Source organism: Streptomyces sp. NPDC003393 (assembly GCF_053589015.1).
In genome coordinates this window covers 42,305-68,058 of the sequence record NZ_JBSFRB010000040.1, presented here as the reverse complement: position 1 = coordinate 68,058, position 25,754 = coordinate 42,305, and the positions used below count along the sequence as shown (strand labels likewise).

Annotated in this window: 25 protein-coding genes, 1 pseudogene and 2 riboswitches; of the genes and pseudogenes, 8 read left to right on the top strand and 18 right to left on the bottom strand. The window is 70.9% G+C overall.

Annotation, left to right across the window (positions count from 1 at the left end; translation table 11 throughout):
* Window positions 1-69: 69 nt before the first annotated feature.
* A complete protein-coding gene (locus ACWDUZ_RS30345; protein WP_451635003.1) occupies window positions 70-681 on the top strand; it encodes a TIGR03086 family metal-binding protein in 612 nt (203 codons plus the stop codon).
* A 126-nt stretch (window positions 682-807) separates the two neighbouring features.
* On the opposite strand, the gene ACWDUZ_RS30340 is transcribed toward ACWDUZ_RS30345, so the two are convergent.
* The 10 genes from ACWDUZ_RS30340 to ACWDUZ_RS30295 all read right to left on the bottom strand — a co-directional run bounded on the left by ACWDUZ_RS30340 (window position 808) and on the right by ACWDUZ_RS30295 (window position 11,998).
* Window positions 808-1,668 carry a thioesterase family protein gene (locus tag ACWDUZ_RS30340; protein ID WP_451635002.1) on the bottom strand — a complete coding sequence of 287 codons (861 nt, stop codon included), beginning with the start codon at window positions 1,666-1,668 and terminating at the stop codon, window positions 808-810.
* Window positions 1,669-1,750: 82 nt separating this feature from the next.
* Window positions 1,751-2,407: a trimeric intracellular cation channel family protein gene (locus ACWDUZ_RS30335; RefSeq protein ID WP_451635001.1), complete on the bottom strand. Its 657-nt coding sequence runs from the start codon at window positions 2,405-2,407 to the stop codon at window positions 1,751-1,753.
* A 251-nt stretch (window positions 2,408-2,658) separates the two neighbouring features.
* On the bottom strand, window positions 2,659-4,149 hold the full coding sequence (locus ACWDUZ_RS30330) for a dipeptide ABC transporter ATP-binding protein (protein ID WP_451635000.1): 1,491 nt from the start codon (window positions 4,147-4,149) through the stop codon (window positions 2,659-2,661).
* Entirely contained in the window at window positions 4,146-5,240 is a 1,095-nt protein-coding gene (locus ACWDUZ_RS30325; protein WP_451634999.1) for an ABC transporter ATP-binding protein, read from the bottom strand. Before ACWDUZ_RS30325 ends, ACWDUZ_RS30330 begins: the two co-directional genes overlap by 4 nt.
* Complete coding sequence (locus ACWDUZ_RS30320) at window positions 5,237-6,244, bottom strand: ABC transporter permease (RefSeq protein WP_451634998.1); 1,008 nt, start codon at window positions 6,242-6,244, stop codon at window positions 5,237-5,239. The genes ACWDUZ_RS30325 and ACWDUZ_RS30320 overlap by 4 nt, the downstream gene beginning before the upstream one ends.
* Before the next feature lie 72 nt (window positions 6,245-6,316).
* A complete protein-coding gene (locus tag ACWDUZ_RS30315) occupies window positions 6,317-8,062 on the bottom strand; it encodes an ABC transporter substrate-binding protein (protein ID WP_451634997.1) in 1,746 nt (581 codons plus the stop codon).
* A gap of 55 nt (window positions 8,063-8,117) precedes the next feature.
* Window positions 8,118-9,116 carry an ABC transporter permease gene (locus ACWDUZ_RS30310; protein WP_451634996.1) on the bottom strand — a complete coding sequence of 333 codons (999 nt, stop codon included), beginning with the start codon at window positions 9,114-9,116 and terminating at the stop codon, window positions 8,118-8,120.
* A 351-nt stretch (window positions 9,117-9,467) separates the two neighbouring features.
* Window positions 9,468-10,268 carry an enhanced serine sensitivity protein SseB C-terminal domain-containing protein gene (locus ACWDUZ_RS30305; protein WP_451634995.1) on the bottom strand — a complete coding sequence of 267 codons (801 nt, stop codon included), beginning with the start codon at window positions 10,266-10,268 and terminating at the stop codon, window positions 9,468-9,470.
* Between the two features lie 174 nt (window positions 10,269-10,442).
* Window positions 10,443-11,243, bottom strand: coding sequence for an enhanced serine sensitivity protein SseB (locus ACWDUZ_RS30300; RefSeq protein WP_451634994.1), 801 nt, complete (start codon window positions 11,241-11,243; stop codon window positions 10,443-10,445).
* 41 nt (window positions 11,244-11,284) lie between these two features.
* Window positions 11,285-11,998: an AAA family ATPase gene (locus tag ACWDUZ_RS30295; protein WP_451634993.1), complete on the bottom strand. Its 714-nt coding sequence runs from the start codon at window positions 11,996-11,998 to the stop codon at window positions 11,285-11,287.
* Between the two features lie 146 nt (window positions 11,999-12,144).
* Window positions 12,145-12,244: riboswitch (glycine riboswitch) on the top strand.
* Window positions 12,245-12,360, top strand: a riboswitch (glycine riboswitch).
* Window positions 12,361-12,438: 78 nt separating this feature from the next.
* On the opposite strand from ACWDUZ_RS30295, the gene gcvT reads away from it, so the two are divergent.
* The 4 genes from gcvT to ACWDUZ_RS30275 all read left to right on the top strand — a co-directional run bounded on the left by gcvT (window position 12,439) and on the right by ACWDUZ_RS30275 (window position 16,812).
* Complete coding sequence (gene gcvT, locus ACWDUZ_RS30290; protein ID WP_451634992.1) at window positions 12,439-13,566, top strand: glycine cleavage system aminomethyltransferase GcvT; 1,128 nt, start codon at window positions 12,439-12,441, stop codon at window positions 13,564-13,566.
* Between the two features lie 146 nt (window positions 13,567-13,712).
* Entirely contained in the window at window positions 13,713-14,090 is a 378-nt protein-coding gene (gene gcvH, locus ACWDUZ_RS30285; protein ID WP_451634991.1) for a glycine cleavage system protein GcvH, read from the top strand.
* 17 nt (window positions 14,091-14,107) lie between these two features.
* Window positions 14,108-15,370, top strand: coding sequence for a serine hydroxymethyltransferase (gene glyA, locus ACWDUZ_RS30280; protein WP_451634990.1), 1,263 nt, complete (start codon window positions 14,108-14,110; stop codon window positions 15,368-15,370).
* A 74-nt stretch (window positions 15,371-15,444) separates the two neighbouring features.
* The gene (locus tag ACWDUZ_RS30275) at window positions 15,445-16,812 is read left to right on the top strand and encodes an L-serine ammonia-lyase (RefSeq protein ID WP_451634989.1); all 1,368 of its coding nucleotides are present in this window, start codon (window positions 15,445-15,447) and stop codon (window positions 16,810-16,812) included.
* Between the two features lie 63 nt (window positions 16,813-16,875).
* Here ACWDUZ_RS30275 and ACWDUZ_RS30270 read toward each other — a convergent pair whose 3' ends face one another.
* Window positions 16,876-17,388, bottom strand: a complete 513-nt coding sequence (locus tag ACWDUZ_RS30270) for an SsgA family sporulation/cell division regulator (RefSeq protein WP_451634988.1) — start codon at window positions 17,386-17,388, stop codon at window positions 16,876-16,878.
* Between the two features lie 29 nt (window positions 17,389-17,417).
* Window positions 17,418-18,791, bottom strand: a complete 1,374-nt coding sequence (locus ACWDUZ_RS30265; protein WP_451634987.1) for an NAD(P)/FAD-dependent oxidoreductase — start codon at window positions 18,789-18,791, stop codon at window positions 17,418-17,420.
* A 163-nt stretch (window positions 18,792-18,954) separates the two neighbouring features.
* Here ACWDUZ_RS30265 and ACWDUZ_RS30260 point away from each other — a divergent pair.
* A pseudogene (locus tag ACWDUZ_RS30260) lies at window positions 18,955-19,177 on the top strand (VOC family protein); the annotation flags it as partial.
* 220 nt (window positions 19,178-19,397) lie between these two features.
* Complete coding sequence (locus tag ACWDUZ_RS30255; protein WP_451634986.1) at window positions 19,398-19,715, top strand: WhiB family transcriptional regulator; 318 nt, start codon at window positions 19,398-19,400, stop codon at window positions 19,713-19,715.
* Window positions 19,716-20,025: 310 nt separating this feature from the next.
* Here ACWDUZ_RS30255 and ACWDUZ_RS30250 read toward each other — a convergent pair whose 3' ends face one another.
* From ACWDUZ_RS30250 to ACWDUZ_RS30225, 6 genes are all read right to left on the bottom strand, one after another.
* Window positions 20,026-20,673, bottom strand: coding sequence for a TetR/AcrR family transcriptional regulator (locus ACWDUZ_RS30250; protein ID WP_451634985.1), 648 nt, complete (start codon window positions 20,671-20,673; stop codon window positions 20,026-20,028).
* 449 nt (window positions 20,674-21,122) lie between these two features.
* Complete coding sequence (locus ACWDUZ_RS30245) at window positions 21,123-21,506, bottom strand: cupin domain-containing protein (protein ID WP_451635022.1); 384 nt, start codon at window positions 21,504-21,506, stop codon at window positions 21,123-21,125.
* Between the two features lie 25 nt (window positions 21,507-21,531).
* Complete coding sequence (locus tag ACWDUZ_RS30240) at window positions 21,532-22,284, bottom strand: SDR family oxidoreductase (protein ID WP_451634984.1); 753 nt, start codon at window positions 22,282-22,284, stop codon at window positions 21,532-21,534.
* A 188-nt stretch (window positions 22,285-22,472) separates the two neighbouring features.
* Window positions 22,473-23,204, bottom strand: a complete 732-nt coding sequence (locus tag ACWDUZ_RS30235; protein WP_451634983.1) for an SDR family NAD(P)-dependent oxidoreductase — start codon at window positions 23,202-23,204, stop codon at window positions 22,473-22,475.
* 381 nt (window positions 23,205-23,585) lie between these two features.
* On the bottom strand, window positions 23,586-24,152 hold the full coding sequence (locus ACWDUZ_RS30230; protein WP_451634982.1) for a DUF5134 domain-containing protein: 567 nt from the start codon (window positions 24,150-24,152) through the stop codon (window positions 23,586-23,588).
* A gap of 40 nt (window positions 24,153-24,192) precedes the next feature.
* The gene (locus ACWDUZ_RS30225) at window positions 24,193-24,642 is read right to left on the bottom strand and encodes a cupin domain-containing protein (protein ID WP_451634981.1); all 450 of its coding nucleotides are present in this window, start codon (window positions 24,640-24,642) and stop codon (window positions 24,193-24,195) included.
* A gap of 260 nt (window positions 24,643-24,902) precedes the next feature.
* Here ACWDUZ_RS30225 and ACWDUZ_RS30220 point away from each other — a divergent pair, with 260 nt between their 5' ends.
* On the top strand, window positions 24,903-25,640 hold the full coding sequence (locus tag ACWDUZ_RS30220; protein WP_451634980.1) for an SDR family oxidoreductase: 738 nt from the start codon (window positions 24,903-24,905) through the stop codon (window positions 25,638-25,640).
* The last annotated feature ends 114 nt before the right edge of the window (window positions 25,641-25,754 follow it).

Below are 25,754 nucleotides of genomic sequence, written 5' to 3'. Positions count from 1 at the left end.
GACGGAAACTGTCAGGTTATCCGGGCACCCTGGGCCGCGCACCGACCGACGGACGCACCGAGGAGACCCATGAACGCCATCGACCCCCGGCCGAACGGCACCGACCCCCGCCCGCTGTACACCCGCGCCACCGAACAGGCCGCCGCCGTCGTCAAGACCGTCCGGCCCGAGCAGCTCACCGCCCCCACGCCCTGCGCCGAGTTCGACGTACGGCGCCTGCTCAGCCACATCGTGGGCGGCACCGTGCGCATCGCGGTGGTCGGTGAGGGCGGGGACGGGCTCTCGATGAGCTCGTTCGCCGAGGGCGTCCTGGACGACGGCTGGCCGGCGGCCTACGACGAGGCACGCGCCCGTGCCCTGAAGGCGTGGGCGAGCGACGAGCGCATGAGCACGACGGTGCGGGTGCCCTGGGGCGAGGTGCCCGGCCACGCGGCACTCTCCGGTTACGTCATGGAGATCGTGACGCACACCTGGGATCTCGCCGAGGCCCTCGGCCACCCGCTCGCACTCGACCCGGAACTGGCCGAGTTCGCGCTCGCCACCGCCCGCCGGGCGCTGCCCGACGAGCGGCCTCGGGGTGGCCAGACGCCGTTCGGCACCCGCCGCGAGGCCGAGGACGGAGCCGGTGTCTACGAGCAGTTGGCAGCCTGGCTGGGGCGCACACCGCTCGACCGGGCCTGACGCACGCGGCTCCGCCGCTCCCGGCGGGGCCGCTCAGCCGAGCCCGGCGGGGCCGCTCAGCCGAGCCCGGCGGGGCCGCTCAGCCGAGCCCGGCGGGGCCGCTCAGGCGAGCCTGACGCGCGTCGTTCAGCCGAGCCTGACGCGGGCCAGCTGCCGGGACTGCGCCACCAGCCGGTCGGCGCTGTCCCAGACCTCGGCGTCCTCCTCCAGGAAGCCGCCGGTGAGATTGCGCGTGGTGATGGAGACGCGCAGCGGGCCCGGCGCCGGGCGGCAGCGGACGTGCACGGTCAGCTCGACCGTCGGGACCCAGCCCGTCAGGCCGATCTCGAACGCTGTCGGCGGCAGCGCGTCCACGGCGAGCAGCAGGGAGAGCGGGTCGGCGTCCCGGCCGTCGGCGAGCCCGAACCAGGCGCGCATCTCGCCCTTGCCGGACGGCGAGCCGAGCGCCCAGCCGAGGGTGGCCGGGTCCAGCTTGAGCATCAGGCGGTCGGTGATGGCCGAGCTGCCGGGGACGGGGGCCGGCCCGTCCTGCGGGCCGAAGCACTGTTCCATCGGCGGGATGGCGGGCGGCTTCGCCGTGGTGCGCACGTCGTCGGGGAGGGCGCCCAGGTCGCCGTAGGAGGCCAGGACGCGGATGCGCTCCACCTCGCGGCCGTCCGCGTCGTACTGGAGAAGGGAGGCCTGGCCGGTGGAGAGGGTGCGGCCGGTGCGGACCACGTCCGTGCGCACGACGGCGGGTCCGGGCCGGGAAGCCGTCAGATAGTGCGCCGTGATGCTGAACGGGTCCTGGTGCGGCAGGGCGTCCGCGAGGGCGCGACCGAGGACGGCCAGCAGATAGCCGCCGTTGACGGCGTTGATGATGGTCCAGCCGGCCGAGAGGTCGATGTCGTAGACGCCCGGGGCGCGGCGGGTCACCGCGGTGTCCCGGTCGAACTCACTGTCGTCGATCGTGGCCCGCGCGGCCGGGGCGGAAGCTGCTTCTGGCATGGATGAACGGTACAACAGGAAATTACTAAGCGGTAGCTTTTGACCTGCGCGGAGACGGCCCTCGGGGACCCGGCGAACTCCGCTACTCCTCCCGGACGGTCGAGCGCCGGTTCCAGGCCCGCGGAGCTCGCCAGTGGTACCGCATGGCGAGCAGGCGGAGCACGAAGGCGGTGACGACGGCCAGCCCGGTGGTGAGCGGGGTCAGCGCGTCGTAGTGGATGCACAGCACCACCATGGTGGCGCCGACGATCGCCGGGACCGCGTACAGGTCGCGGTCCCAGCGCAGCAGCGAGGGCACCTCGTTGGCGAGCACGTCCCGCAGCACACCGCCGCCCACGGCGGTGGCCATGCCCAGGGTCGCCGAAGAGGTGAGGCTCAGCCCGTAGTCGTACGCCTTGGTGGTCCCCGAGACGCAGAACAGGCCGAGGCCGGCCGCGTCGAAGACCAGGACCGCCGACTGGATGCGCTCCACGTGCGGGTGCAGGTAGAACACCACGACCGTGGCGAACAGCGGGGTGAGGAAGTACCCGAGGTCGGTGAAGGCGGCCGGGGGTACGGCCCCGATCACGACGTCGCGGAACAGACCTCCACCCAGCGCGGTGACCTCGGCGAGCACGGCGATGCCGAAGACGTCGAAGTTCTTGCGGACGGCCAGCAGTGCGCCGGAGATGGCGAAGACGAAGATGCCGACCAGGTCGAGTGTGTGCTGGACGGAGGGGCTGAACAGTGGTTGAAGCACCCCGACATTCTTACCCAGGGAGCGGGGTGGGCCTTGTAATGCAAGGACAGCCAGGCTCACAGGATGGCATTGCCGGTCGTGTGGAGCCCTTTCCCAGGTAGCCGCGGTGGTGACGGCCGCCGGACGTGCCGAACGGGAGAGTGCGACGAGTCGCCCCCTCGCGCGTGCGTCGGTCAGTGGATCGCACGGCCGGGGCGGACTCTGCACTCACCCGTTCGGTCATGTGCATGGCCTTGTCAGGCCATCGTGGGTCAGGCGTCGGACGACTCCTGGCGGTCGCTCTCGCCGGCACTGTCGCCGCTCGGGGCGCCAGAGGCATCCGCCTCGGCCTCGGGCGCATCCGTCTCGGCGTCGGCCTCGGAGGCCGCCGTCTCGGCGTCGGCCTCCGAACCGGCCTCCTCGTCCGCCTCCGCTTCCGAGCCGGTCCCGGACTCCGGCTCCGGGTCCGGCTCCGGAGCCGTCTCCGCTTCCACGTCCGTGTCCGTGTCCGTGTCCGCCGAAGCCTCGGCCGGCTCCTTCGTGCCGTCGGAGGGCGGCGTGTCGGATTCGGAGTGCGCGGCGGTGATCTCGTCGGCCACCGCCGCCACCGCCGCCGAGGTCGCCGCCGACTTGGCCAGCGCCTCCTCGGAGATCAGTTCCGAGGCCGCCTTCGCCGCCGAGAGCAGCACGGTGTCCTGGGGGGCCTGGTCGGCGAAGTTCTCCGGGTGGTGGCAGGCGACCCGTTGCCCGGGCTTGAGCTCCAGGAGCTGCGGCTCGGTCGTCCTGCAGATCTCCGTCGCCTTCCAGCAGCGGGTGTGGAACCGGCAGCCGCTCGGCGGGGCGATCGGCGACGGCACGTCACCGCGCAGCAGGATGCGCTCGCTCTTCACGCCCCGGCGCTTCGGGTCCGGAACCGGCACCGCCGACATCAGCGCCTTGGTGTACGGGTGCATCGGCGCCTCGTACAGCGAGGTGCGGTCGGCGAGCTCGACGATCTTGCCGAGGTACATCACCGCGATCCGGTCCGAGACGTGCCGGACGACCGACAGGTCGTGCGCGATGATCACGTACGTCAGGCCGAGCTCCTGCTGGAGGTCGTCCATGAGGTTCACGACCTGCGCCTGGATCGACACGTCCAGCGCGGAGACCGGCTCGTCGGCCACCACCAGCTTCGGCTTCAGCGCGAGCGCGCGGGCGATGCCGATGCGCTGGCGCTGACCGCCGGAGAACTCGTGCGGGTAGCGGTTGTAGTGCTCGGGGCTGAGACCGACCAGCTCCAGCAGCCGCTGGACCTCCTTCTTCACGCCGCCCTCGGGCTCCACGCCCTGCAGCCGGAAGGGCGCGGAGACGATCGAGCCGATGGTGTGGCGGGGGTTCAGGGAGCCGTACGGATCCTGGAAGATCATCTGGATGTCGCGGCGCAGCGGGCGCATCTGCCCGGTCTTCAGCCGGGTGATGTCCCGCCCGTCGAAGGTGATCCGGCCGCCGGTCGGGTCCTGGAGCCGGGTGACGACCCGGCCCATGGTCGACTTGCCGCAGCCCGACTCCCCGACGACGCCCAGGGTCTCGCCCCTGCGCACCTCGAAGTCGATGCCGTCGACCGCCTTCACCGCGCCGACCTGGCGCTGGAGAAGGCCCTTCTTGATCGGGAAGTGCTTGGTCAGGCCCTCGACCTTGAGCAGCACGTCCGTCTCCGCCGAGCCCTCGGAAGCCGAAGCCTGCTGAGGGATCACGGCCTCGTCCGTCTTCTTGGTCTCACTCACAGCTTCGGCACAATCTCTTCGGTCCAGATCCGCTCACGGTCCTCGACCGGGAGGTGGCAGGCGGTCCAGTGCCCGGTGCTCACCTGCTCCAGCTCGGGGCGGACCGTGCGAGTGACGTTCCCCTTGGGGATGTCCGCGTACGGGCAGCGCGGGTGGAAGGCACAGCCCGAGGGGACGTTGATGAGGCTCGGCGGCTGGCCCTTGACCGGGATGAGCCGTTCGGAGGTCTCGCGGTCGATGCGGGGCATCGAGCCGAGCAGGCCCCAGGTGTAGGGGTGCTGGGGCTGATCGAAGACCTCGTCGGCCGGGCCGCGCTCCACGCACCGGCCGCCGTACATCACCAGGACGTCGTCGGCGATCTCGGCGACCACGCCGAGATCGTGGGTGATCATGATGACCGCGGAGCCGAACTCCTTCTGCAGGTCGCGGATCAGGTCGAGGATCTGTGCCTGGACCGTGACGTCGAGGGCGGTCGTCGGCTCGTCCGCGATGAGCAGCTCGGGGTTGTTCACCAGCGCCATGGCGATCATGGCGCGCTGGCGCATGCCGCCGGAGAACTCGTGCGGGTAGCCGTCGACGCGCTTGGCCGGCTCCGGGATGCCCACGCGGTCGAGCATCTCGATGGCCCGCTTGCGGGCGACCTTCTTGCTGACGTCGTGGTGCACCCGGTACGCCTCGACGATCTGGTCGCCGACCTTGTAGTACGGGTGCATCGCGGACAGCGGGTCCTGGAAGATCATCGCCATCTCGCGGCCGCGCAGCCTGCGCACGTCGTCCGGGGCGGCGGAGACCAGTTCCCTGCCGTCCAGCCAGATCTCACCGGACATCCGCACGTTCTTGCCGCGCGCTCCCAGGCGGTGCAGGCCCATGATGGCCAGCGAGGTCACCGACTTGCCTGACCCGGACTCGCCGACGATGGCGAGGGTCTTGCCCTTCTCCAGCGAGAAGCTGAGCCCGTCGACGGACTTGACCAGGCCGTCGTCGGTGGGAAAGTGCACCTTCAGGTCGCGGACCTCGAGGAAGGCTTCGGGCGCCTTCGCCGTGGAGGTCGGTTCTCCGACGGCGGCACCGGTCTTGGACAGTTCGGTCACGAGAGCCTCACCCGCGGGTCGGCGGCCGCGTAGAGCAGGTCCACCAGGAGATTTGCGATCACGACGAAGAAGGCGGTGAGCAGGGTCACGCCCAGGATGGGGGGCAGGTCGTTGTCATCGATGGCCTGCACGGCGTACTGACCGACGCCGGGCAGCGAGAACACGGTCTCCGTGATCACCGCGCCACCGAGCAGGAGACCGATGTCCAGGCCGAAGACCGTGATGATCGGCGTGAGCGCGGCCCGCAGTCCGTGCCGCACCACGACCTTGCGCTCCCGCAGGCCCTTGGCGCGGGCCGTGCGGATGTAGTCCTCGTTCATCGTCTCCAGCATGCCGGAGCGGGTGAGCCGCGCGTAGATGGCGGAGTACAGCAGCGCCAGCGAACACCACGCGGGGAAGAGGGTGTTGGCCCACTGTTCGGGATTCTGGGTGAACGGGATGTATTCGCGGCCGAAGATCGGCCACTTGAAGACGAAGAGCAGGATGGCCAGGTTGCCGGTGAAGAACATGGGCAGCGAGACACCGGCGAGCGCGATGCCCATGAAGGTGCGGTCGAAGAACGAGCGCGGCTTCAGCGCGGAGATCACACCGACGGTCACGCCCGAGACGAGCCACAGGACCGCGGCACCGGAGGCCAGCGAGAGGGTCACCGGCATGCGGGAGGTCAGCTGCGGCCAGACGGCCTGGTGGGTCTTGAAGGAGTAGCCGAAGCACGGCGCGTCGCAGTGCGCCGTGGTGGGGCCCAGGTTGTAGGTGGCGCCGGCCACGATCCCCTTGATGAAGTGCCAGTACTGGAGGTAAAGGGGCTGATCCAGACCGAGGTTGTGCTTGACCGCGAGGATGTCGGCCTTCGACGGGCTCTTGCCGAGGTACTGCGTCGCCAGCTGGTCGGCCGTCTGGCCGGCCAGCCGTGGCAGCAGGAAGAAGATGGCGAAGGTGACCGCGGAGACGACCAGCAGCAGGATCACTGCCGCCAACGTCCTGCGGAGGATGTACGAGATCACGGGGGCCGGCGCCGGTGCCCGCGGGCCGCGAAGCCCGCGGGCACCAATGCCTTCACCTGCCTTCCAGGGCTGCTACTTGGTGCCGATGTTCAGGTAGTCGTACTGACCGCTCCAGGCAGCGGAGGACACCAGGTTGGTGGCCTTGGGCCGGGCCAGCAGGACCTTGAAGTAGGCCAGCGGGACGATCACGGCGTCGTCCATGGCCTGCTTGTCGATCTGCGCGTACATCGTGTTGCGCGCGGCCATGTCCGGAGTCGCGATCGCCTTGCCCAGCAGGTCGTTGACGGCCTTGTTGTCGTACTGCGACAGGTTGGTGTTACCCGACTGGCTGATCGCGTGGCCGTTCATGATCTGCTGCAGGAAGCCGTAGCCGGACGGCCAGTCGGCGCCCCACTGCATCATCATCAGGCCGACGTTGTTCTTGTTGATGAACTTCGGCACACCGGCGTAGTCGGTGAAGTACTTGCCCGACGGGTACTGCTTGAGGCTGGCGTTGATGCCGGCCTTCTTCAGGGAGGCGATGATCGCCGTGGCGGCGTCGATCTCCTGCGGACGGTCCGAACGGGCCGTGATGGTCGTGTTGATCGACGACTTGCCGCAGGCCTTCAGCTGCTCCTTGGCCTTGGCGACGTCACCCTTGTTGCCCGGGGTCGCGTACGCGTCCGCCTTCTCGTAGCCGGGAATGTCCGGCGGGAGGACGGTGGAGGCGATGTCGCCGCGGATCGGGCCGCCCTCGGCGGTCTGCACCGAGACCTTGTCGACCGCGTACTCCACGGCCTTGCGGCAGGCGACGTTGTCGAACGGCTTCACCTTGGTGTTGATCGCCATGTAGACGAGCCGGCCACCGTAGGTGTTGTCCGTGTTGGCCTTCTTGGCGGCGTCGTTGAGCACCTGGGCCTGGGTCGAGGCCTGGACGCCCGTACCGGCCAGCTCGATCGCGGTGCCGGCCAGGACGTCCTTGTCGATCGTCTCCGGGTTGACCTTCAGCTTGACGACGATCTTCTCCGGGAGCTGCTTGCGCAGCGGGTCCGTCTTCGGGTCCCAGTTCTCGTTGCGCACGAGGACGGCCTGCTTGCCCTCCTCGTAGCTCTGGAACTTGTACGAGCCCGAGGAGACGATCTGCTTGACGTAGTCGACGCCCTTGTCCTTGGACTGGGGCACCGGCGCCGTCTGCGGGGCCGCGACCAGGTAGTCGAACTCCTGGAAGGCCTGCTTCAGGTGGAAGACGATGGTCGTGTCGTCCGGCGTCTCGATGGAGGACAGGCCCTCGGCGCTCTTGTCCTTGTAGGGGCCCTTGTACTTGTCGCCGCCCGCCAGGAACTGCTGGAAGTAGTTGGGGCCGAGCGAGAGCACGTCACGCGCGAAGTTGGACCGCTCGACGGCGTACTTGACGTCCTTCGAGGTGATCGGCGTGCCGTCCTCGTACTTCAGGCCCGCACGCAGCTTGTACGTCCAGGTCTTGCCGCCGTCGCTGGAGACGCCCTTGCTCGCCGCGAGGTCCGGGACGAGGGTGTTGCCCTGCTGGCCGGGGCCGGGCTTGAACGTCATCAGGGGGCGGGCCCACAGCCGGCTGAGGTTGTACATGTACGCGTAGTACGTGTTGCCGGGGTCGAAGGAGTCCGGGACGTCGGACAGTTCGTAGGTGAGCGTCCCGCCCTTCTTCGAGGAGGCGTTCACGACGCCCTTGGTCGCGGCGTTGGCCCCGGCCGATTTGCCTCCGTTGTCGCCATTCGAGTTGTCATCGGCCTTGCTGCAGCCTGCGAGCAACAGGCTGGCACTTCCGATGGCCGCGATCGCGGCCAGCGCTGACCTTCGCATGATGGGCGGGTTCCCCTCCATTGTCGGAAACTTGTTGGGCTCTCGGAAGCAGGCGTCAGCGGCTGCGCGGGTCGAGAGCATCGCGGAGACCGTCACCGAGCAGGTTGAACGCCAGGACGGTCACGAAGATGGCCAGGCCAGGCACGATCATGTACGCGGGATCGACCTGGTAGAAGGTCACCGCTTCTCGGAGCATGCCGCCCCAGGAGGCCTGCGGGGGCTGGATGCCGACGCCGAGGAAGCTCAGGGATGCCTCGAAGAGGATGTTGGTCGGGATCAGCAGCGTCGCGTAGACGATGATCGGGCCGACCAGGTTCGGCAGCAACTCGCGGAACAGGATGTACGGGCCCTTGGCGCCCATCCCCCGAGAGGCGTCCACGAACTCGCGCTCGCGCAGGGCGAGCGTCTGGCCCCGGACGATCCGGCCGAGATAGGGCCAGTTGAAGAAGCCGATGACGAAGATGAGCACGCTCAGGTGCAGCGGCAGACCGTTGAGTCCGAACGCACCGCCCTGGAGGGTGGCGGAGATGCAGATGGCGAAGAGCAGCAGCGGGAAGGCGAGGAACGTGTCCATCAGGCGGCTGATGATCGTGTCGACCCGGCCGCCGTAGTAGCCCGCGACGACGCCCATGATCGCGCCGATCACGTTGGACAGGAGGGTGGCGCCGAAGGCGATGGCCAGCGACACCCAGGATCCCTCCAGGATGCGGGTGGCGATGTCACGGCCGAACTTCGGGTCCACACCCAGCGGGTGATCGAGGCTCATTCCGCCCCAACCACCCTTGGGCAGCGAGGTGTTCGGGTCGATCAGGTCCTGGTGGAAGGCGTTGGGATCGAGGCCGAACAGGGCCTGCAGGGGGCGCGAGATGATGGCCAGGACGATCAGCAGGATCACGATGACGCCGCCGGCGACGGCGACCTTGTCCCTCTTGAACCGGGTCCAGGCGATCTGCCCCAGAGAACGACCCTCGATCTGCCCCTTCCCGGCACCCTGAAGAACAGCCTCCGGCTGCACCTCGGTTGCCGCCCCGGTGGTCTCGATCGGTGCGGTCACGGTGAGCGACCCCTCTCGCCGGTGGTGACCGGCTGCGCCTGCCGCGGATTGCGGCTTTGTCGACTTGCCATCGATCACGAGGTCGCCGACCTCGCGTCTGAGTCGCGAGTCTTCAGCGTCGTCGCGATCACCCGCCAGGTCTGACGGAGAAAGTATGCGCAAACGTGATGCAGTCCAGGGGATTCCGTTATCCGAACACGGGGTAACGCCCCCCGGACACGGAGCAGTTGGGACACAACGGAGATTCCATGCGGATCGGCGGCAATCGCCGCCAATCTACGCGCGGAGAAGTGCTTTCATCGTGAACCTTCTGCGGAGATGACGGAAAACGGTTGCGGCGAGGCGCGTCGGTCAGTATCCGCCCCCGGCCGGCGGGTAGCCGTAGCCCCCGCCCGCCGGGTTCTGGACCGGGGCGGCGTGGGCCTCGCGGTCGTAGAACGGGCGGGTGGTGGCCCGCAGCCACATCGCCACCGGGTCGAACTCGTCGGACATCGCCACGGTCGACACCGGCAGCCCGTCGGGGACCGCGACGACGGACTGCCGCATCATCGCCCGCACCGAGTCGACGGCGGACGGGGAGGTGTCGTACACGTCCAGGCCGATCGCGAGGTACGGCGCCCCGAGCGCGGGCTGCACCCAGGCGCGGCGCAGCGAGCGGACCGCCGGGGTGCGGTGGGCGTTCTGCGTCAGCAGCGCGTAGAAGTGCGGGATCTCGATGGCCGGTTCGGACAGCCTCAGCGGTCCGGCGGGCTGGCGGTCCAGGCCGGTGGCGATGCGGCGCAGATCCAGCCAGGGGATGCCGACGCCGCCGCCCGGGGCGTGCGGGTTCAGCCACAGGCCGTAGTGGTCGGGGTAGAGGACACGGGCGGCGTCGAGCGCGTCCACCACCTCGTACGACCGGTTCCAGCCGCTGGCGGACAGCTCCTGGGCGGAGGTGACACAGGGGGCGTAGCCGTGGCCGTCGACCTCCATGTGGCCGTACTGGGCGTCGGGGGAACCGGCCTGGCCGTGCCAGAGCAGCATCCAGACCTGGCCGGAGGTCGGGGTCGCGAGGGCGCGCAGCAGCGCCTCGTAGGCGTCGTGGCGTCCGGGCGTCACCTGGCGCAGTGTCTGCTCCACGTGCCCGGCCGCGGCCGTGCCGCTCGCGCTCACTTTTTACCGCCCCTTCGTACAAGCAACGTTTCGACCGAGCCGTGGCTCCAGCTTAGAGCCCGTCCGCGGGCTCGGTGCGTGGTGTCGTCGCGCGGGTGCGGGGAAGACCGTGGCCCGTCGCTCCCCCGCGGGGGGAGCCGGATCGCGCCACGGTCCCGCGCCGCTGACAGGTCTTCAGTGGCCGTACTGGTAGAACGGCCGGACCTTTTCCTTCAGCCAGCCCGCCACCGGGTCGTCCGTCACGTCCAGCAGGACCAGGTTGACGGGCCACCGGACGGGGACCTTGGCGAGGGCGCGGCCCAGGGCCTCCAGGGGGCGGGCGCGCAGGTCGTCGTCCCACTGGGAGAGCTCGACGCCTATGAACATCACCGGGTCGGCCGTCTCTATCGCGGCCAGGCAGCGGCGGGCCGCGAGGACCACGCCCGTGCCGGCGAACTCGTCGGAGGCGGCGGCCAGGAAGTCCACCGGGTCGTCCTGCCAGTCGGGTTCGAACAGCCGGACGCGGCCACCTCCCGGACCGTCCAGTTCGGTGCGCCCGGCGCGGCAGAGTTCGGCCACGGCCGGCGGGGGCAGCGGGATGCCGACCACGCCCTCCGGGTTCAGCGCGATGCCGACCTGCGGGGGCAGTCCGCGCGCGAACTCGACGGCGGGTGCGATGGCGTACGGCATGTGGGCGCCGGCGACCTGGCGGAACTGCTCCTCGGAGCTGAACACCGGAACGTAGGCCTGGCCGTCGATCTCCAGGGTGGGCAGATCGAGCGGACCGCTGTGCGGGCCACCGCCGCCGGGCAGGGGGACCCACAGGAAGCTGCGGCCCAGCACCTCGACGATCCGGCCGCCGGCCGAGGGGATGCCGATGGAGGCGGAGAGCACTTCCTCCAGCTCGTTGCCGGGCCAGCCGCCGTGCGGCTGGGGATGCGCCTGTGCCGGATAGTCGGCCGGGTAGCCCCCGGAGAAGTCCGCCGGAATGTCCATTCGCCTACCACCTGCTGGAAACCGCTGTTGTGACCGAAAGGCTATCGGGTGCCGGTGCGGGGCGGACCGGTGAAGCCGATCCGGCGCAGCGCGGCCGCCGCCTCGCGGTCCAGCAGGACCGCCGAGCCGCAGCCTCGCGGCAGCTCGCCCCGCTCCACCGCGCGCAGCAGGCGCGCCGTGGCCCTGCGGTGGCGCAGGAAGGCGTAGCGGGAGACACCGCGGCCGCGCCGGCGCATGCCGTCCGCCGCGGCCTCGGGGGTGACGTCCAGCAGGATCAGGTGGAGCGTGCCGCCGCGGCGGCGGGCGGCGCGGGCCAGCCAGCCGCGGACCCAGCTCTGCGTGCCGCAGTCGTGGACCACGACTCCCTCGCCGGAGCGCAGCGCGCGGCGCAGCGCGGCGTAGTGGGCGAGGCGGACCAGCGGACGGTAGAGCGCGTAGGGCAGGCGGGATGCGAGGCGGGCGTCCCAGCGGTCGCGGGTGTCCTGGGAGTCGATCCCCGGGCCGCGCACCGCCCGCCGCATCAGGGTCGACTTGCCGCTGCCGGGCAGGCCGGTGACCACGGCCAGGTCGTTCGGGCCGAAGAAGAGCGCGTGCGGGCCGCGGCCGGCGCGCTCGCGCAGGTCGCGCACCACGGGGACGGGCCGCCGGCCGCCGTGTTCGCGGGCCCGCGCGAGCGGCCCCCGGGCTCCGGGGCGGCCGGGCAGGTCGAGGGCGCGACTCGTGGCGTACGCCGGCGTGGTCCTGTTCAGCGTCATCGTCCTCCCCTTCGAGCGTAAAGAGAAGGTAATGCCCGGCGTCCCGCGATTTCATGCGCGTTCTGCCACGGGTCGGTCACAGACGCGGCCTGACGTGATCCGGCCCGGCGTGCAATGATGTCCGCGCCAACTGCATACAGGCCGTTTGAATCCGCGCGGGAGAGTTCCCAGCAGCCGTCTCGCTGGGGCGCCGAAGGAGCAAGTCCCTCCCTTGAATCTCTCAGGCACCGTTACCGCGCGGGCGAGGCACATCTGAAAAGCGGGCCGCTGCCGCAGCGGCTCCACCCAAGGTGCAAGCCATGACCGTCCGTCCTACGGCGGTCATGGCGAACCTCTCAGGTTCCGATGACAGATGGGGAGGACACCGATCCGTCCTCGCCCTTCCCCGCGCCGGGCCACGCTCGCGCGGGGGGATCCCCACAGCCTGGGAGACACGCCCGATGAGCAGTTCCGCACCCCGTCCGCTCCGTCATACCGCGCTCGACGCGGTGCACCGCGCGCTCGGTGCGACGATGACCGACTTCGCCGGCTGGGACATGCCGCTGCGCTACGGCTCCGAGCGCGACGAGCACATCGCCGTGCGTACCCGGGCCGGGCTCTTCGACCTCTCCCACATGGGTGAGATCACCGTCACCGGCCCGCAGGCGGCCGCCCTGCTGAACCACGCGCTGGTCGGCAACATCGCCTCCGTCGGCGTGGGCCGGGCCAGGTACACCATGATCTGCCGGGAGGACGGCGGCATCCTGGACGACCTGATCGTCTACCGGCTGGCCGAGGCCGAGTACATGGTCGTCGCCAACGCCTCCAACGCCCAGGTCGTGCTGGACGCGCTCAGCGAGCGGGCGGCCGGTTTCGACGCCGAGGTCCGCGACGACCGGGACAACTACGCGCTGATCGCCGTGCAGGGCCCGGAGTCCCCCGCGATCCTCGCCTCCCTCACCGACGCCGACCTGGACGGCCTGAAGTACTACGCCGGCCTGCCCGGCACGGTCGCCGGGGTGCCGGCGCTGATCGCGCGCACCGGCTACACCGGCGAGGACGGCTTCGAGCTGTTCGTGGCGCCGGCCGACGCCGAGAAGCTGTGGCAGGCGCTGACCGACGCCGGAGCGGACGCCGGGCTGGTGCCGTGCGGGCTGTCCTGCCGCGACACGCTGCGCCTGGAGGCGGGCATGCCGCTGTACGGGAACGAGCTGACGACCGAACTGACCCCGTTCGACGCCGGACTCGGCCGGGTGGTCAAGTTCGACAAGGAGGGTGACTTCGTGGGCCGCGAGGCACTGCTGGCCGCCGCCGAGCGCGCCGCCTCCCAGCCGCCCCGGGTGCTCGTCGGCCTGGTCGCCGAGGGCCGTCGCGTCCCGCGCGCCGGGTACCCCGTCGTCGCGGGCGGCGAGGTGATCGGCCAGGTCACCTCCGGTGCCCCCTCCCCCACCCTGGGCAAGCCGATCGCCATGGCGTACGTCGACGCCGCGCACGCCGCGCCGGGCACGCCGGGCGCCGGCGTGGACATCCGGGGCAGGCACGAGCCGTACGAGGTCGTGGCGCTGCCCTTCTACAAGCGGCAGAAGTAGGACCGGCCCGGCAGGGTGGGTCCCGGACGCCGTGTGCCGGTGTGTCGCGCCCGTACGTGCGACGGCCGGCACATCAACCTGCTCACCAGAGCTTTCAGCAGTCCCTCAGTCACCAGCAGTCCCCCGCGTACAGGAGAATTCAGGCCATGAGCAACCCCCAGCAGCTGCGCTACAGCAAGGAGCACGAGTGGCTGTCGCCCGCCGAGGACGGCGTCGCGACGGTCGGCATCACGGAGTTCGCGGCCAACGCGCTCGGCGATGTCGTCTACGCCGACCTGCCGGAGGTCGGCACCACGGTGACCGCGGGCGAGACCTGCGGGGAGCTGGAGTCGACCAAGTCGGTCTCCGACCTGTACTCCCCGGTCAGCGGTGAGGTCACCGAGGTCAACGAGGACGTGGTGAACGACCCGTCGCTGGTGAACTCCGCGCCCTTCGAGGGCGGCTGGCTGTTCAAGGTGCGTGTCGCGGAGGAGCCGGCCGACCTGCTCTCCGCCGACGAGTACGCCGCCGAGACCGCCGGCTGAGGAGCGGACACACGCACATGACTGTTCTGAACACCCCCCTGCACGAGCTCGACCCGGAGGTGGCCGCCGCCGTCGACGCCGAGCTGCACCGCCAGCAGTCCACGCTGGAGATGATCGCCTCGGAGAACTTCGCCCCGGTCGCCGTCATGGAGGCCCAGGGCTCGGTCCTCACCAACAAGTACGCCGAGGGCTACCCGGGCCGCCGCTACTACGGCGGCTGCGAGCACGTCGACGTGGTCGAGCAGATCGCCATCGACCGCATCAGGGCCCTGTTCGGCGCCGAGCACGCCAATGTGCAACCGCACTCCGGCGCCCAGGCGAACGCGGCCGCGATGTTCGCGCTGCTCCAGCCCGGTGACACGATCATGGGTCTGAACCTCGCGCACGGCGGGCACCTGACCCACGGCATGAAGATCAACTTCTCCGGCAAGCTCTACGACGTCGTCGCCTACCACGTGGGCGAGGACGGCCTGGTCGACATGGCCGAGGTGGAACGGCTGGCGAAGGAGTCCCGGCCGAAGCTGATCGTGGCCGGCTGGTCGGCCTACCCGCGGCAGCTGGACTTCGCCGCCTTCCGCCGGATCGCGGACGAGGTCGGCGCGTATCTGATGGTCGACATGGCGCACTTCGCCGGTCTGGTCGCGGCGGGCCTGCACCCCAACCCGGTGCCGCACGCCCATGTCGTCACCACCACGACCCACAAGACGCTGGGCGGCCCGCGCGGCGGTGTGATCCTGTCCACCGCCGAGCTGGCCAAGAAGATCAACTCCGCCGTCTTCCCCGGTCAGCAGGGCGGTCCGCTGGAGCACGTGATCGCCGCCAAGGCGGTGGCCTTCAAGGTCGCGGCGAGCGACGACTTCAAGGAGCGCCAGCGTCGTACCCTGGAGGGCGCCCGCATCCTGGCCGAGCGCCTGGTGCGGGACGACGCCCGGGCGGCCGGTGTGGACGTGCTGACCGGCGGCACCGACGTGCACCTGGTCCTGGTGGACCTGCGCGACTCGGAGCTGGACGGCCGGCAGGCCGAGGACCGCCTCCACGAGGTCGGGATCACGGTCAACCGCAACGCGGTGCCGAACGACCCCCGCCCGCCCATGGTCACCTCGGGTCTCAGGATCGGCACTCCGGCCCTGGCGACCCGCGGCTTCACGGCCGAGGACTTCGCCGAGGTCGCCGACGTGATCGCCGAGGCGCTGAAGCCGTCCTACGACGCCGATGCGCTGGGGGCCCGGGTGAAGGCCCTGGCCGACAAGCACCCGCTGTACCCGGGTCTGAACAAGTGACTCGCCGGTGGGGCACCCGTGAGGGTGCCCCACCACCCCCCGTCTGAGCGTTTCTGCTGTCTTGAGGAGTGACCGTGGCCATCTCGGTCTTCGACCTGTTCTCGATCGGCATCGGCCCGTCCAGCTCCCACACGGTCGGCCCGATGCGCGCGGCGCGGATGTTCGCGCGCCGGCTGCGCAACGAAGGCGTGCTGGCCTCCGTCGGTTCCGTGCGCTGCGCGCTGTACGGCTCGCTCGGCGCCACCGGGCACGGCCACGGCACCCCCAAGGCGGTCCTGCTCGGCCTGGAGGGCGCCTCGCCGCGTACGGTGGACGTGGAGGGGGCCGACGAACGGGTGGCGGAGATCAAGGCGGCCGGCCGCCTCAGGCTCCTCGGCGAGCACGAGATCGCCTTCTCCTTCGACGACGACCTGATCCTGCACCGGCGCAAGGCCCTGCCGTACCACGCCAACGGCATGACGATCCAGGCGTACGACAGCGCCGGGGCGGAGCTGCTGTCGAAGACGTACTACTCGGTGGGCGGCGGCTTCGTCGTGGACGAGGACGCGGTCGGCGCGGACCGCATCAAGCTGGACGACACCGTGCTGAAGTACCCCTTCCGCACCGGCGACGAGCTGCTGCGCCTCACCCGGGAGACGGGCCTGTCGATCTCCTCCCTCATGCTGGAGAACGAGCGGGCCTGGCGCACCGAGGAGGAGATCCGTGCGGGCCTGCTGGAGATCTGGCGGGTGATGCGCGAGTGCGTGCGGCGCGGCATGACCCGGGAGGGCATCCTGCCCGGCGGTCTGAAGGTGCGGCGCAGGGCCGCAGTCTCGGCCCGCCAGCTGCGCGCCGAGGGCGACCCGCTGGCGCACGCCATGGAGTGGATCACCTTGTACGCGATGGCGGTCAACGAGGAGAACGCGGCCGGTGGCCGGGTGGTGACGGCCCCCACCAACGGCGCGGCCGGCATCATCCCCGCCGTCCTGCACTACTACATCGACTTCATCCCGGGCGCCGACGAGGAGGGCGTGGTCCGTTTCCTGCTCGCCGCCGGCGCGATCGGCATGCTGTTCAAGGAGAACGCCTCCATCTCCGGCGCGGAGGTCGGCTGCCAGGGCGAGGTCGGCTCGGCCTGCTCCATGGCCGCCGGCGCGCTGGCGGAGGTGATGGGCGGCACGCCCGAGCAGGTGGAGAACGCCGCCGAGATCGGCATGGAGCACAACCTCGGCCTGACCTGCGACCCGGTCGGCGGCCTGGTCCAGATCCCCTGCATCGAGCGCAACGGCATGGCCGCCGTGAAGGCCGTCACCGCCGCCCGCATGGCCCTGCGCGGCGACGGCTCCCACAAGGTGTCCCTCGACAAGGTCATCAAGACCATGAAGGACACCGGCGCCGACATGTCGGTCAAGTACAAGGAGACCGCCCGCGGCGGACTCGCGGTGAACATCATCGAGTGCTGAGCGACGAGGCTTCGGCCCGCACGTCCGTCTCGTACGGCGGTGCCGGGCCGTCCCCCGTCCCGTTCACCGCCCCGCCGACCAGGGCCGGGTCCGACGGCGTCCCCGGCCGGGCGGCTTGCAGCCGGACAGCATGTCCGTGATGACGGCGTCCCAGTCCACGGCGTCCGTCTCCGCCTCGGCCGGCACGATCCGGTAGGTGGCCTCCAGCCACACCTCGACCTCCGACGCCGGCAGGTCGAACGCCATCCTCTCGCCCTTCCACGCGAGCCGGAACCTGATGGTGTCCCCCGCGCCGGAAGCCGGGGGGCACACCTGGACCTCCCCCACGCCGCTCTTCCGGTAGAAGCCTCGGCGGAGCAGTTCGCGACCGACGTACCAGGTCACCGTCCGCCGACGCCGCAGGCGCCAGGTGCCGACCCGCCTGCGGCGCAGGTCGAAGGAGACGGACACGAGCATGGGCAGGCTCGGGTCGAAGCGGAACTCCGCCCGCAACGGCCGTCGGGAAACCTCACGCAGCACCGGCCGGACGGCCACGGAGAGCGGGGGCAACGCGGGGTGCGAGGATACGCCGGCCACCACAGGGATCCCTCTCTGCTACCGGAACACTAGCTCTGAAGCCGTTCGGCGGCTTCGGGCACCCGGTCACCGGCCACCGGCTCGCCGGCGCGCGGGTTCCCGCGCGAGACGAACGCCTCCCGGGGCCGCTGCACCGAGGCCAGCGAGACGATGTCCCGTCCGTACAGAGCGGCGGTGAGCCAGACGGCGAGCACCCGGACCTTGCGTTCCCAGGTCGGAATCGCGAGCACGTGGTAGCCGCGGTGCATGAGCCAGGCGGGGAAGCCCTTGACGACCAGGCGCCGGTACTGGAAGACACCGTGGCCCAGGCCCAGGGTCGCCACGGCTCCCAGGCTGTGGTGCACATAGTTCCTGGCGGGTCGCCCCCGCAGCGTCGCCAGGATGTTCTTCGCCAGGCGCTTGCCCTGCCGCACCGCGTGCTGGGCATTGGGCACCGTATGGACCCCGGGGCGGTCCGCCGCGAGATCGGGTACGGCCGCGTCGTCGCCGGCGGCCCACACGTCCGCCACCGGGGCGGTCTCCGTACCGGCACGCAGGTCCGCCCGCACGACCAGCAGCCCGCGTTCGTCGACGGGCAGGTCGGTGTGGTTGTGCACGACGGGATTCGCCGCATTGCCCGCGGTCCACACGAGCAGGCCCGAGTCGAACTCCTCGCCGTCCGACAGCACCACGTGGCCCTGTTCCGCGGAGAGGAGCTGGGTGTTCAGGTGCACGTGCGCCCCGCGCCGCTCCAGTTCCCGGACCACCCATCTGCCGGGCCCGTCGCTGACCTCGGGCAGAATCCGGCCGCGTGCCTCGATCAGATGGAACCGCAGCTCTTCCGCACCGAGTTCGGGGTAGTGCCTGAGCGACGCGGTGGCGAAGGAGAGCAGTTCGCCGAAGCCCTCCACACCGGAGAAGCCGCCACCCACGAACGTGACGGTGAGGAGCTTGCGGCGCTCGGGGCCGTGCGGGAGCGCCGCCGCACAGTCGAACGAGGTGAGCAGCCGGTCTCGGATGGCGACGGCCTCCTCCACGTGCTTCAGGCCGAACGCCTCTTCGCTGAGTCCCGGTACAGGGAAGGTACGCGTCACCGCGCCCGCGGTGACCACCAGGATGTCGTAGTGGAGCTCGCGGTCCGGCCCGCTCTCCGGCCGTACGGTGACCGTGCGGTCCGCGTTGCGGATGTTCGTCACCGTGCCGGTGATCAGTCGGGTGCGGTGCAGGTGCCTGCGGTGCGAGACCGCCGCGTGCCGCGCCTCGATCGAGCCCGCCAGGACCTCCGGCAGGAACGGCTGATACGTCATGTAGGGCCTGGGATCGACGACGGTGACCCGAGCCTCGCCGGGCCGCAGCTTCTTCTCCAGACCCCACGCGGTGTAGAAGCCCGCGTAGCCGCCGCCCACTATCAGGATCTCTCGCACAATGCCCTCTGTTCTCTCGGCCTCACCTCTCAAGACAGAGCAGCTTCGTCCGTTGTGACACCCGGGGTTCGCGGTCCCGGCCACGGAGGACCGTCCGGGGCAGCTGGCACACCTGTGGGGGCCGGCCGGTCCTAGGTGTCGCGGCCGGCGGCGCCGGCCGCGCCCCGGTTGCGCACAGCGCTTCCTCAACGTCCGCGTCGCGGACAGGGCCGCCGTCCAAGCCGACGCGGTCGCCAAGGGGGCTCGCTTCCTCACCGAACCCGTCGACCGCAGGTGCGGAACTGCGCTGTTACGTCTGCGATCCGGACGGCTACCTCATCGAGGTGGGCCGGTCCACCGGCCTGCTGCACGGTCTCCACGCCGATGGACCCGTTCCCTCTTCCTGACCGCCCGCCGCCGGCTGCCCGGTCCGTGTCCGGGCGAGCCCGTCGGGGCCGGTCGGGGCCGGGGACGCGGCGCGGCCCGTCGCCGATGGTCGTGCCCTGTCACATCCGCCCCCGGGGCCCGGTCACATCGTGGAAGAACCGTGATTCGGCGTTCCCACGGCTCCCCCCGGCGGGGCCGCCCCCTGGGGACCGTGGATGTCCTCATCGCAGGAGGTGTCAGATGGACTGGCGTGACCTGGCGCTCTGCCGACGCGAAGACCCTGATCTCTTCTTCCCGCTGGGCAACGTCACCAGTGGACCGGCGCTGATACAGATCGACGAGGCGAAGGAGGTCTGCCGTCGTTGCCCCGTGACCGAGCGGTGCCTGGCGTGGGCCATGAACAGCGAGCCGGTGGAGGGCATCTGGGGCGGCACGACCGAAGCGGAACGCCGGGCCATGCGGCTCCGTACGATCCGCGGGTCCCGAGCCTCCGAGCCGCGCCAGACGCGGCCGCGTGAACGCCGCGACAGGCGGAGCCGCCGTGACGCCGCCCGCTGACGGCGTACCGCCGGGAGACGCTGTGCGGGAGGTGCGGGTGGCGCGATGACCGGAGCACGCTGATCCGTCACCACCGACCTGCCATGCGGCCGGCGTCCTGCCCATGCTCTGCGGTGTTCTTCGGACCGCCACGTCACATCGGTGCGAATTCGGCGGTCATGAGAACAGATGGCCGGTGAAAGTCAGGCGAGACAGTCACGACAGGGCGGCGGGGGCGGAGAGAGACTGGCGTACTGGGCCGATGTCCCCCCGGGCACCCGGGGTTCGGCCGGGGCCGCCTACCGCAGGTCTTTCCCGGACCACTGGTCCTTCACGGTCGCCGCGGTGCGGACGGGTCGGCGAGCCGCAGTCGAGCGGGCGGCGGATGCGGCAGAGTCCGACCGGCCCGGCCGCAGAGCCCGTCGAGGACCAGTTCCAGGTAACGCCGCCATGCCTGCGGCTCGGAGTCCAGCAGGGGGACCGCTGTCTGATGGATTCCGCCGAGCAGCAGCACGATGTCCGTCCCCGTGACGTCCTCGCGGACGGCACCCTGCTGCTGCGCCCGGGCCGTGAGATCCTCCACGATGACGGAGAGGCGGTCGATCGCGTCCCGCACCGACGCGTGCTGCAGCGAGGGCCGGCCGATCACCTCGCAGAACGCGCGGTCCCTGGCCAGCAGTTCGACTCCGGTGGTCATGAACTCGCGCAGCGCCGCACCGGCGTCCTCGGCTTCCAGCAGGCCGGTGGCCGTGGCGATGAGCTGGTCGAGCAGTTGCTGCATGATCGCCGCGAGCAGGTCGTCCTTCGTGGCGAAGTGCCGGAACACGGTGCCTTTGGCGACTCCGGCGCGCTGCGCGATCTCGTTCATCGACACGTCCACCCCGCACTCGGCGAACGCCTCTGTCGCCGCCGCGAGCAGGAGGCGCCGATTACGGATCATGTCGGCTCGCGAGCCGGGAACGACTGTGTTCTTCGCCATGCCACCTCTCTCCGCGTGAAGCCTAACACCGAACATGACCAATCAGTCATGTTCGGTGTCGGCCTTCGGCGCCGTGATCGGCCGGCCGCGTTCGACGGCGGGCGCTTCCTCGGCCGAGACGAGAGGCCCGGGTCAGCTCTGGACCCCGCCCAACGGGAGCAACTGATGGCGGCTGCCGGGCGCTGTCCCGTTCACCGTCTCCTGACGAAGGACATGCGGATCGTCACGGTGCCCACTCTGCTCGCCGAGCCGGACACGGCCGGCGACGCGTCGCTTCTGCGATGACGCGGGTGTGCGGCTGACGGACCCCTGGCGTCCTCCGTCAGCCGCACACCCGCGTATCTCGTTCGGATCGTGCCGGGCTCGCCGTGCCCGACACCGCTCGCCGACCCGGACCGCCGGCCGGTGGGCCGGCAGCCCGGGTGTGGCCCTGGATATCGTGCCGGGGCTCAGGCCGGGCGCGGGGCGCGGCGATCCTTGCGCCGGGCCAACTCGGCCTCGTCCACCAACGTGGTCATCGGCTTGCCCGGCTCGCACAGCATGGTGACCGTGAACCGGAGCGGGACGTCGTCACGGTTGTTGCCGTCCTGGTGGTGGATGACGTCGCCACCCGGCTCCCAGAACGCCTCACCGGCACGGACGACCCGCTCGGGCTCCCCTTCCAGCTCCATCCGCATCTCGCCCTCGACCACGACGCCGAAGGCGGGTCCGGGGTGCCGGTGCGGCGGCGCGCCCCGGTCTCCGGGCGGGTACTCGATCATCATCGTCATCACGTGGAAGCCCTCGGGTACGAACGAGGGCCGCACTTCCTGAAGCAGGGTCAGGGACCCGATGCCGACATGTCCAAGTCCCCGCTCCCTACTTCCGCGTCGACCGGCCGAGCCAGTCGCCGTAGGTGATGGTGCCGAGCCGCGCTCCCTCACCCGGCACCAGCGACCGCTCGCCGAGCACACTGCCGGAGTAGGGCGCCGCCGGATCGGTGACGACCTCGCGGGAGTCGCCCCAGGCGCCCAGCGCCTTGCGGAAGAACTCGTCCATCCGGTACTGCGTCGGTCCCGCGATCTCGATCCGGCCGTTCAGCGGTGAACCCACTGCCGTCCTGCCGACCGCCTGGGCCACGTCGTCGCCCGCGATGGGCTGGAACAGCACCGGCGGGATGCGCACTGTGCCGTCGACGGTGGCCGCGTCGGCGATGCCGGGGGCGAACTCGAAGAACTGCGTCGAGTGCACCAGCGAGAAGGGGATGCCCGACTTCTGGATCAGCTTCTCCTGGGCGACCTTCGCCGCGAAGTACCCGTTCTCGGGCATCCGTTCGGTACCCACGATCGACACCGCGACATGGTGGCCCACGCCCGCCGTCCCCTCCGCCGCCAGCAGGTTGCCGGTGGAGGTCCGGAAGAACGTCATGGCGGTCTCGCGATCGAACGACGGCGAGTTCGACACGTCGATCACCACCTGGGCATCCTTCAGCACCTCGGGCAGGCCTTCGCCGGTCAGCGTGTCGACACCGGTGCCCGGCGAGGCGGCGACGGCCTGATGGCCGTGCTCACCCAGTTTCTTCACCAGCTTCGACCCGATGAGCCCGGTGCCGCCTATGACCACGACCTTCATCCGTCACTCCCTTGTCCGTCCTTCTTCCGGAGCGCTCGTCCGCGCCGTCAGCACATAGGACAGGGCTGTCCGCCGACTTGTGACAGTTGCGGCGCATTTCGGTCGGTCCCCGCACCGCACGGGCAGGGCCACACCGGTCACGTCACGGGCACCGGAGCACCCTTCCCGGCCGCCGGTGTGTCCCCGGCTCACATGACCTGGTCGGTCGGTCGCACCAGGATCTCGTTGACCGCGACGTGCTCGGGCTGGCTGACCGCGTAGACGACCGCGGCGGCGATGTCCTCGGGTTGGAGCGTGCGCATCGTCTCGGCCAGGGCCTTGAACGCCGCTTCGCCGGCCGGGTTGTGGGTGGCGAGTTCGGTCGCGACCATGCCGGGCTCGACGACGACGACGCGTACGCCCTGTGCGGTGACCTCCTGCCGCAGCGTCTCCGAGAAGGCGTTGATGCCGAACTTCGTGGCCGCGTACACGGCGCTCGTGGGCGCGGTCATCCGCCCCGCGGTCGAAGAGACCTGCACCACCGCGCCCTTGGCCCGCAGCAGATGGGGCAGCGCCGAGTGGACCATGTACATCGAGCCGAGCAGATTCGTCTCGATCATGCGCGTCCACTGGGTGGTGTCCGCGCCGAGGATCGGGCCGTTGAGCATGAGGCCCGCGTTGTTGACCAGGATGTCGAGCGAGCCGAAACGCTCGGCGGTCGCCGCGACCGCCTCGCTCACCGACTGGCCGTCGGTGACGTCCAGTTCGAGCGGCAGGATCTCGCCGGCCGCCTCCTCCGCCAGTGCCTTCAGCCGGTCGGTCCGCCGAGCCCCGGCCGCGACCAGGGCCCCCGCCTCGGACAGGGCGAGCGCGGTGGCCCGGCCGATTCCCGAGGACGCTCCGGTGACCAGGACGACCTTGCCTTCCAGGGTGTTGCTCACGATGTCCCTCCCGGGGAACGCGTTGTCGAAAGCGCGGGCCGCCGGACCAGGTGAGGCGGTCGACGACCGGCGGGAAATAAGATGACCGCTGGGTCACCTTGACCCTAGCACGTAACATGACTGATGGGTCATCTTGTGTGCCGCCGCTGAATCGGCTCCTCCGGCCGAAGGCGACGAGCAGGAGCCGCCCCTGTCCCCGGGACCGGCTGCGGTAGGCGCGCCGGCTCCTTGTCACGTATCGCCGGTCCCGCCGGTCGACCGTGCGTATCCGCGATGCGCACAGGGAGGTCACCGTGGAATCCCCGGTGGCTGCCTGGCGCGAGGCCACGGCGTTCTCCGACGCGGGGCGCGCCGCACTCAGAAGGAGGGGGCGGCTGCCGGTCAGTGCGGCATGACCAGCGTGATCACCGTTCCCAGGGCCATCGAGCCGTCCCAGAAGTGTCCGTAAGGCCGCGCCGGCGGGAGAGCGTCCGGGACCTCTGGCCCGGTGGTCAGCGTTGGCAGGTCGCGCGTCAGCGAGCGCAACGCGCGGGTGAGCAGGCACAGCGCCAGTGCCGCGGTGACCGGTGAGCCGGTGGACGGCTCCTTCAGGGCCATCGCGTGATGCATGTCGTGCGGGACACGGAGCATCCAGACCATCGCGGCCATGTCGAGTGCGTGGGGCAGCCGCCGCGCCGCCGCGACGAGGTGGGACTCCCCCGCACGGCACACGGGCGTGAGCACGAACCACGCGGCGGCAGCGGTGAAGAACACGCTCCGGGCCGTCCGCGGCAACGACGGCCCCCAGGGCATCGCCGCCATGGCCGCGGCCATGGCGGCGTGCAGGACGTGGTCGACGCGACCGTGCCGGGCCGGGGTCGCCGGCACCAGTGCGCGCCGTGCCTCGTAGAGTGCCGCCCCCACGAACAGCGTGGTCAGCAGGGCGTGCACGGTGTCAGGGGCACTCATCGGTCGTGTCCCGGTTCGCGGCGACAGCGCACCGCGGGCGTCAGTCGGTGGGGCGCGGGGCGCGCAGGTGTGCGCGCTGCTTCAGCTCCTCCTCGGGGACGAGTTCGAGCATGGGCTGTCCCGGCGCGCACATCATGGTCACGACGAACCGGGTCCGCGCGTCGGAGAGGGCGTTGCCGTCCTGGTAGTGGATCACGTCTCCGCCCGGCTCCCAGAACGTGCCGCCGGCCTCCACCACCCGCTCGGGTTCGCCCTCCAGCTCGAAGCGGACCGCGCCCTCGACGACGTACCCGAAGGCGGGACCGGAATGCCGGTGCGGCGGGGTCCCCGGGTCGCCCGGCTCCCAGTCCACCTGGATCGTCATCGCCGAGGCGCCGTCCGGGATCGTCAACGGCGCCGCGTCCTGCAGCATCCGCGCCGCGGTCATCCAGCTCTCCGACGCCGCCCGGTCGCCGGTCGCGTGGTCGTGTCCTGCCTGGTTCTCCGACACGTGCGTGCCCCTTCCGTGGATCGTCAGGTCATGTGCGGGCGGCGCACCGTCCACGGGTGCCCGACGGCCGCGCCATGACTGCTCGCCACGGTTGACCGGGCGCCGTGCGGATCTGTGACGCGTACGGCGCTCAGCGGACCCGTGCGCCGCAGCGGTGTCACAGCAGCGGCCCCTGCCCTGTCGTACGTGCTGTGAGCGGCCTGTGCCGCCGTCACCGAGGCATCAGCGGGGTCACCGGCCCCCGAGGGGAAGAGACCCGAATGAGAGTCGTCGTCGCAGGGGCCACCGGCCTGATCGGTTCCAGGACCGTCGCCAGGCTCCGGGACCACGGTGTGGACGTCGTGCCCGTCTCGCGCCGCGAGGGTGTCGATGTCGTCACGGGGCAGGGGCCGGAGCGGGCCCTGCGGGAGGCCGACGTGATCGTGGACGTCACCGACGCGCCCTCCCGTGCCGCGTCGACGAGCGTGCCGTTCTTCGACGCGTCGACCGGCAACCTGCTGGCGGCGGCCGCCGCGGGCGCCGAGCACTACATCGCACTGTCCATCGTGGGAGCCGACCGGGTGAAGGGCGGCTACTTCCGGGCCAAGGCGGTCCAGGAGGAACGGGCCCGGCGCTCGCCGATCCCGCATTCCCTCGTGCGGGCCACGCCGTTCTTCGAGACGGTCGAGGCGCTGTCCCGCTCGTCGGCGCACGAGGACGGCGTGCAGGTGCCGCCCGTGCTGACCCGCCCGGTGTCGACGGACGACGTGGCGGCCCGACTCGCGCACACCGCCGTCGGGTTGCCGCTGTTCGGCATCCGCGAGGTAGCCGGCCGCGAGGAGTACCGGCTCGACGGTGTCGCCGCCCGGTTGCAGGCCGCCCGGGGCGACCGGCGGGGTGTGGTCGCCGACGCACACGCCCCGTTCTTCGGCGCCCCGGTCGGGGAGCGGTCGCTGCTACCCGGCACGGAGGCCCACCTGGGGCACGAGACGTTCGCGCAGTGGCTCGCACGGCGCTGATCCTCGCACCCCGGCCCGGCTCCCGCCCGGCGCCCCCGCGCATCACCCGCCGTCCGGTGCCGGAGCGCGTCTCCCGTGCCGGAGCCGGCCCCTTTCCACCCCACGCCGTAACAG